This is a genomic window from Cellulomonas sp. P1_G12_2, assembly GCF_056405535.1.
Genome location: NZ_JBFUBX010000011.1, coordinates 78,865 through 84,973, shown reverse-complemented (window position 1 = coordinate 84,973; position 6,109 = coordinate 78,865). Strand labels below are relative to the sequence as shown.

Below are 6,109 nucleotides of genomic sequence, written 5' to 3'. Positions count from 1 at the left end.
TTTCCCATGGTTATTCCAGAGTCTGGGGTAGGTTGCTCACGTGTTACTCACCCGTTCGCCACTGATCAGACCAGCAAGCTGGCCATCACCGTTCGACTTGCATGTGTTAAGCACGCCGCCAGCGTTCGTCCTGAGCCAGAATCAAACTCTCCGTAAATGTCTACATGGCACCCCACCACCGAAGCAGTGAAGCAACCGACACACGAAATGGTCCCGATAAGGACCGTTCAGATTCGGCTGAATTTTGGCACCGCACCCCACGGAGGTGGAGAAACGGCACCTATCTCAACCAAGACCCACCACCCTCGAACACCCCACCCCGAACGGGACAGAACATCCTCCGATAGCGAGCCATATGGCATCGACTATTTGGCACACTGTTGAGTTCTCAAGGAACAGACGCGCATCTCCTCGAGATCTTTCGATCTCATCCGAGAGGCTTTGTCGTTCTGAATCCTACCTGGCTTTCAGACCGCTTCCCGCCACCGTTTCCGGCAGCATCTGCGGGCCTGGAGCCCGTCCCCGTCCGGTGTCAGGGCGCACGAAGCGCCTGTCAACACGAGCGGGGGTGGCCACCCTAGGGACCAGCCACCGTGGTTCGATCCGCGGTGTCCGTTCCTCCCTCTCGGGCGACATCGAGAACATTACGCGCGTGTTGCGGCGGGTGTCCAATCCCGCTGCGGTGACCCCGGTCACCAGGGTCGGCTGACGGTGCGTAAGTCCAGGTCAGAGCCCTGACGAGCCCCCGAAACCGGGGGCTCGTCAGAGGGTCAGGCGTCGGCGTCGACGACCGCCAAGGTCCGCTTCCCCCGGCGGAGCACCGCCCAGCGCCCGTGCAGGAGGTCGTCCGCGGTGAGGACGGCGTCCTCGGAGGAGACCCGGGCGTTGTTCACCGACGCTCCACCCTCGGCGATCGCGCGCCGGGCTGCTCCCTTGCTGGCGACGACGCCGGTCGCCGCGAGCAGGTCCGCGATGGAGTCGCCCGCCGCACCGCGTGCGGACGGGAGCTCGGCAACCGCGGCGGCCAGCGTCGAGGCGTCGAGGTCACCGAGCGACCCCCGCCCGAACAGTGCCTGGCTCGCGGCGACCACCTGGTCGGCCGCCGACGTCCCGTGCACGAGCGCGGTCACCTCGTACGCCAGAGCGCGCTGCGCCTCGCGCGCCGCCGGCCGCTGCGCGACCGCCTCCTCGAGCTCCTCGATCTCGGCGCGGGACCGGAAGCTGAACACCTTGAGGTAGCGCACCACGTCGGCGTCGTCGGTGTTGAGCCAGAACTGGAAGAACGCGTACGGGGTGGTCAGCTCCGGGTCGAGCCAGACCGTGCCGGACTCGGTCTTGCCGAACTTGGTGCCGTCCGCCTTGGTGATCAGCGGTGTGGTGAGCGCGTGCACGGCGACGCCCTCGGCCTTGCGGATCAGCTCGACGCCCGACAGCAGGTTGCCCCATTGGTCGCTGCCACCGGTCTGCAGCGTGATCCCGTGCAGGCGGTGCAGCTCGAGGTAGTCCATCCCCTGCAGGATCTGGTAGCTGAACTCGGTGAAGCTGATCCCGGCGTCGCTGTTCAGGCGTCGCGCCACCGTGTCCTTGGCCAGCATGGTGCCGAGGCGGTAGTGCTTGCCGATGTCGCGCAGGAAGTCGATGGCCGACAGGGGCGCGGTCCAGTCCAGGTTGTTCACCATGGTGGCCGCGTTCGGTCCGTCGAAGCGGAGCAGGGGCTCGATCTGCTTGCGGATGCGCTCCACCCAGCCGGAGACGACGTCCCGGTCGTTGAGGGTGCGCTCCCCCGCCATCTTCGGGTCGCCGATCAGGCCGGTGGCTCCGCCGACCAGGCCGAACGGGAGGTGGCCCGCGTCCTGCAGCCGGCGGACCGTGAGGATCTGCACGAGGTTGCCGATGTGCAGGCTGGGCGCCGTGGGGTCGAACCCGCAGTAGAGCGAGACGGGCCCGGCGGACAGCGCGTCGCGGAGGGCGTCGAGGTCGGTGGTCTGAGCGATCAGCCCGCGCCACTCGAGCTCGTCGAGGATGTGGTTCACAAGGTCTCCAGGTGGATGTCCGGTCGAGGCCGGTACAGGCAGAGGTCGGGGGCGGGAGTCCAGCCGGCGTCGTCATCCCTCACGGGACGTCTACCGACGCCGGCGCGCGATACGCCGGGCGATACGCGGAGACCGTGCGCTCGTCGGTGAGCCAGTAGCGCCACGGGAACCTCGAGCCCTCGCCGCCCGACCCGGAGACACCGACCCGGGGACCGGACTTGTGCGTCGGCTGGACCACGACCTGGTGGCGGTGCAGCACGACGTCGCCGCCCGCCTCCGTCACGTCCGCGCCGTTGGCACGCAGGTCGAGGCCGAGCGCGACGGCCAGTCGGGCGGGGCCGCGCGCCAGCTGACGCTCCGAGTCGACGACGCCGACGGACTCGCGCCGCCGCCACGCCAGGTCGGTGCCCTCGACGATCTCGCCGGCGCGCAGCAGCACGGCGGCCGGCCGGCCGGTGGGCTCCGCGACGATGTTGAGGCAGTGGTGCAGCCCGAGGTGCCGGTAGACGTACAACCGGCCCGGCTCGGCGAACATCACCGCGTTGCGGGAGGTCCTGCCGCGGAACGCGTGGGAACCCGGGTCGTCGGCACCGCCGTAGGCCTCGACCTCGGTGATCCGGAGCGTGACGTCACCGTCGGGTGAGCGCGAGGTGAGGTAGGAACCCAGGAGATCGCGCGCCACGGCGTGCACCTCACGGCTGAACCAGACGCGCGCCGGGACGGCCACGAGCGCGCGCGGGTCAGCGGCGTCCGGTGTCTCCAGCGGTTCCGACGGGCTCACGCGGCCCATCTTGCCGCACGTCGCCGGTGTTCCGCGGCGTGGTCCAGGCCGCTCAGGGGACGCGCGCACCGAACGCGTCGAGCCGGACGTCCGCGCGCTCGCGCGTGCGTTCGCGGGCGAAGTGCGCGGCCTCGTCGGCCATCCATGCCACCCAGTGCTCCCGCGCGTCGGTGCCGTCGCGCGCCAGACCCCGCTCGAGGCGCAGGTCCGCCGGCGCCTCGACCCAGATCCGGAGCACCGCGAGCGGGTCGACGGCGCGCCGGGCCGAGCCGCAGCCCTCGAGGACCAGCAGGTCGGGCACGGGTACGTCCACCCAGTCGGCGAACGCCCCGGTCGGCCAGTCGAACCGCTGGTAGCGGCCCGGCACACCCCGGCGCAGCGGCTCCAGCACCTGTGCGGACAGGCGTGGCCAGAGCGAGCCCTCGAGGCCCGTCCATCCTTCGTACAGGTCGTCGAGGTGCAGCACCGTCGCACCGCGACCGGCCAGCGCGGTCGCCACGGTGGTCTTCCCTGAGCCCGCCGGTCCGTCGATCGCGACGAGCCGCACGCGACCGAGCCGCGGGCGCGACGCGAGCGCCCGCTCCGCGAGCTCGTCGGCGATCACGACGTCCAGGGACGCAGCTCCGCCGCGCGGGCGCGGGCCCGCCCCAGCTGCTCGGCGACGCGTACCGGTGCGGTGCCGCCGTGCGCCGACCGCGAGGCCAAGGACCCCTCGACCGTGAGCACCGTGCGGACCTCGGGGGTCAGGTGCGGCGAGATCGCCGCGAGCTCCTCGTCGGTCAGGTCCCACAGCTCGATCGCAGGCTCGTGCTCCTCGCACGCGCGGACGCAGGCGCCTGCCACCTCGTGCGCGACCCGGAACGGGACACCGGTGCGGACGAGCCACTCCGCGATGTCCGTCGCCAGGGAGAACCCCTGCGGTGCCAGCGAGGCCAGCCGCTCGGTGTCGAACTCGAGCGTCGCGACCATGCCGGCGAACGCCGGGAGGAGCACGGTGAGCTGGTCGACCTGGTCGAACACGGGCTCCTTGTCCTCCTGCAGGTCGCGGTTGTACGCGAGCGGGAGGCCCTTGAGCGTCGTCAGCAGGCCCGTCAGGTCGCCGATGAGGCGTCCCGCCTTGCCGCGCGCGAGCTCGGCGACGTCCGGGTTCTTCTTCTGCGGCATGATGCTCGACCCCGTGGAGTAGGCGTCGTGCAGCCTGACGAAGCCGAACTCCTTGGTCGCCCAGATGACGACCTCCTCGGCCAGCCGGGAGATGTCCACGGCGAGCATCGCGGCCACGAAGGCGAACTCGGCGACCGCGTCACGGGAGGCGGTGCCGTCGATCGAGTTCTCGACCGGGCCGGAGAAGCCCAGCTCGGCGGCGACGGCGGCCGGGTCGAGGCCGAGCGACGAGCCCGCGAGGGCCCCCGACCCGTACGGCGACAGCGCGGCACGGGCGTCCCAGTCGATCCAGCGCTCGACGTCGCGCAGCAGCGGCCAGGCGTGCGCGAGCAGGTGGTGCGCGAGCAGCACCGGCTGCGCGTGCTGCAGGTGCGTGCGCCCGGGCATCGGCGCCTCCCCGGCGGCGGTCGCCTGCGCGACGAGCGCGTCGACGACGTCGAGGACGAGCCCGGCCAGCGTGCGCGCCTCGCGACGCAGGTACATCCGCACGAGCGTGGCGATCTGGTCGTTGCGCGACCGTCCCGCCCGCAGCTTGCCGCCGACATCGGCGCCCGCACGCTCGATCAGCCCACGCTCGAGCGCGGTGTGCACGTCCTCATCGTCGGGCGCCGGGCCGAAGGCCCCGCTCGCCACGTCGGCCCGCAGCCGCTCGAGGGCGTCCACCATCGTGGCGACCTCGGCGTCGGTCAGCAGGCCGGCGGCGTGCAGGACGTGGGCGTGCGCGACGGAGCCGGAGATGTCCACGTCCGCCAGGCGCCAGTCGAACTGGGTCGAGCGGGACAGCTCCGCCAGGGCCGCCGCCGGCCCGGAGGCGAAGCGGCCGCCCCAGAGGGCGAGCGGTGCGTCCGGCACCTGGTCAGCCACTGATCCCGCCCTGCGAACCCAGGTCCACACCGTTGCCGAAGCGGACGTCGCGCGCCGCGGCCAGCTTGGAGGACAGGCCGTAGATCTCGATGAACCCCTTGGCCGCCGACTGGTCGAACGAGTCGCCCGTGTCGTACGTCGCCAGGTTGAAGTCGTACAGGCTCGAGTCCGACCGGCGGCCCGTGACCGTGGCGCGGCCGCCGTGCAGGACGAGCCGGACGTCGCCGGAGACGTAGCGCTGGGTGTCGTCGACGAAGACGTCGAGCGACTTCTTCAGGGGCGAGAACCACTGGCCGTCGTAGACCAGCTCGGTCCAGCGCTGCTCGACGCCGCGCTTGAACCGGGCCTGCTCGCGCTCGACGGTGACGTTCTCGAGCTCCTGGTGCGCGGCGATGAGCGCGATCGCGCCCGGCGCCTCGTAGACCTCGCGCGACTTGATGCCCACAAGCCGGTCCTCGACGATGTCGATCCGGCCGATACCCTGGGCGCCGGCGCGGCGGTTCATCTCCTGGATCGCCTGCAGCGGCGTGACCGGCACGCCGTCGAGCGCGACCGGGACGCCCGCCTCGAACGTCACGATGACCTCGTCGGCGACCGGCGGGAACGTGGGGTCGTCCGTGTACGTGTAGACGTCCTTGGTGGGGCCGTTCCAGATGTCCTCGAGGAAGCCGGTCTCGACCGCACGACCCCAGACGTTCTGGTCGATCGAGAACGGGTTGTGCTTGGTGGTCTCGATCGGCAGCGCGTTGCGCGTGGCAAACTCGATGGCCTTGTCGCGGGTCAGCGCGAGGTCCCGGACCGGCGCCAAGCAGGTCAGGTCGGGCGCGAGGGACGTGATGCCGACCTCGAAGCGGACCTGGTCGTTGCCCTTGCCGGTGCAGCCGTGGGCGACGGTGGTGGCGCCGAACTGCCGCGCGGCACGCACGAGGTGCTTGACGATGACCGGGCGCGACAGGGCCGAGACCAGCGGGTAGCGGTCCAGGTAGAGCGCGTTCGCCTTGAGCGCCGGCATGCAGTACTCGTTCGCGAACTCGTCGCGGGCGTCCGCCACGTAGGCCTCCACCGCGCCGCAGTCGAGGGCGCGCTGGCGGATCACGTTGAGGTCCTCGCCGCCCTGGCCGACGTCGACCGCCACCGCGATCACCTCGGCACCGGTGGCCTCGGCGATCCAGCCGATGCCCACGGAGGTGTCCAGGCCGCCGGAGTAGGCGAGGACGACGCGCTCAGTCATGGTTCTTCTCTCTTCGCAGGTTCTGAGGGTGTTCTG

Annotated in this window: 5 protein-coding genes and 1 rRNA gene; all 6 read right to left on the bottom strand. The window is 71.1% G+C overall.

Features of this window, described 5'->3' with window-relative positions:
- Window positions 1-157, bottom strand: a 16S ribosomal RNA gene (locus AC1DXT_RS20535); the annotation flags it as partial.
- Window positions 158-770: 613 nt separating this feature from the next.
- Window positions 771-2,033, bottom strand: coding sequence for a tyrosine--tRNA ligase (gene tyrS, locus AC1DXT_RS20530; RefSeq protein ID WP_477063126.1), 1,263 nt, complete (start codon window positions 2,031-2,033; stop codon window positions 771-773).
- Between the two features lie 79 nt (window positions 2,034-2,112).
- Window positions 2,113-2,814, bottom strand: a complete 702-nt coding sequence (locus tag AC1DXT_RS20525; protein ID WP_477063125.1) for a DNA-3-methyladenine glycosylase — start codon at window positions 2,812-2,814, stop codon at window positions 2,113-2,115.
- A 52-nt stretch (window positions 2,815-2,866) separates the two neighbouring features.
- Window positions 2,867-3,418, bottom strand: a complete 552-nt coding sequence (locus AC1DXT_RS20520) for a nucleoside/nucleotide kinase family protein (protein ID WP_477063124.1) — start codon at window positions 3,416-3,418, stop codon at window positions 2,867-2,869.
- Complete coding sequence (argH, locus tag AC1DXT_RS20515; RefSeq protein ID WP_477063123.1) at window positions 3,415-4,842, bottom strand: argininosuccinate lyase; 1,428 nt, start codon at window positions 4,840-4,842, stop codon at window positions 3,415-3,417. The genes AC1DXT_RS20520 and argH overlap by 4 nt, the downstream gene beginning before the upstream one ends.
- The gene (locus tag AC1DXT_RS20510; protein WP_477063122.1) at window positions 4,835-6,073 is read right to left on the bottom strand and encodes an argininosuccinate synthase; all 1,239 of its coding nucleotides are present in this window, start codon (window positions 6,071-6,073) and stop codon (window positions 4,835-4,837) included. Before AC1DXT_RS20510 ends, argH begins: the two co-directional genes overlap by 8 nt.
- Between the last annotated feature and the right edge of the window lie 36 nt (window positions 6,074-6,109).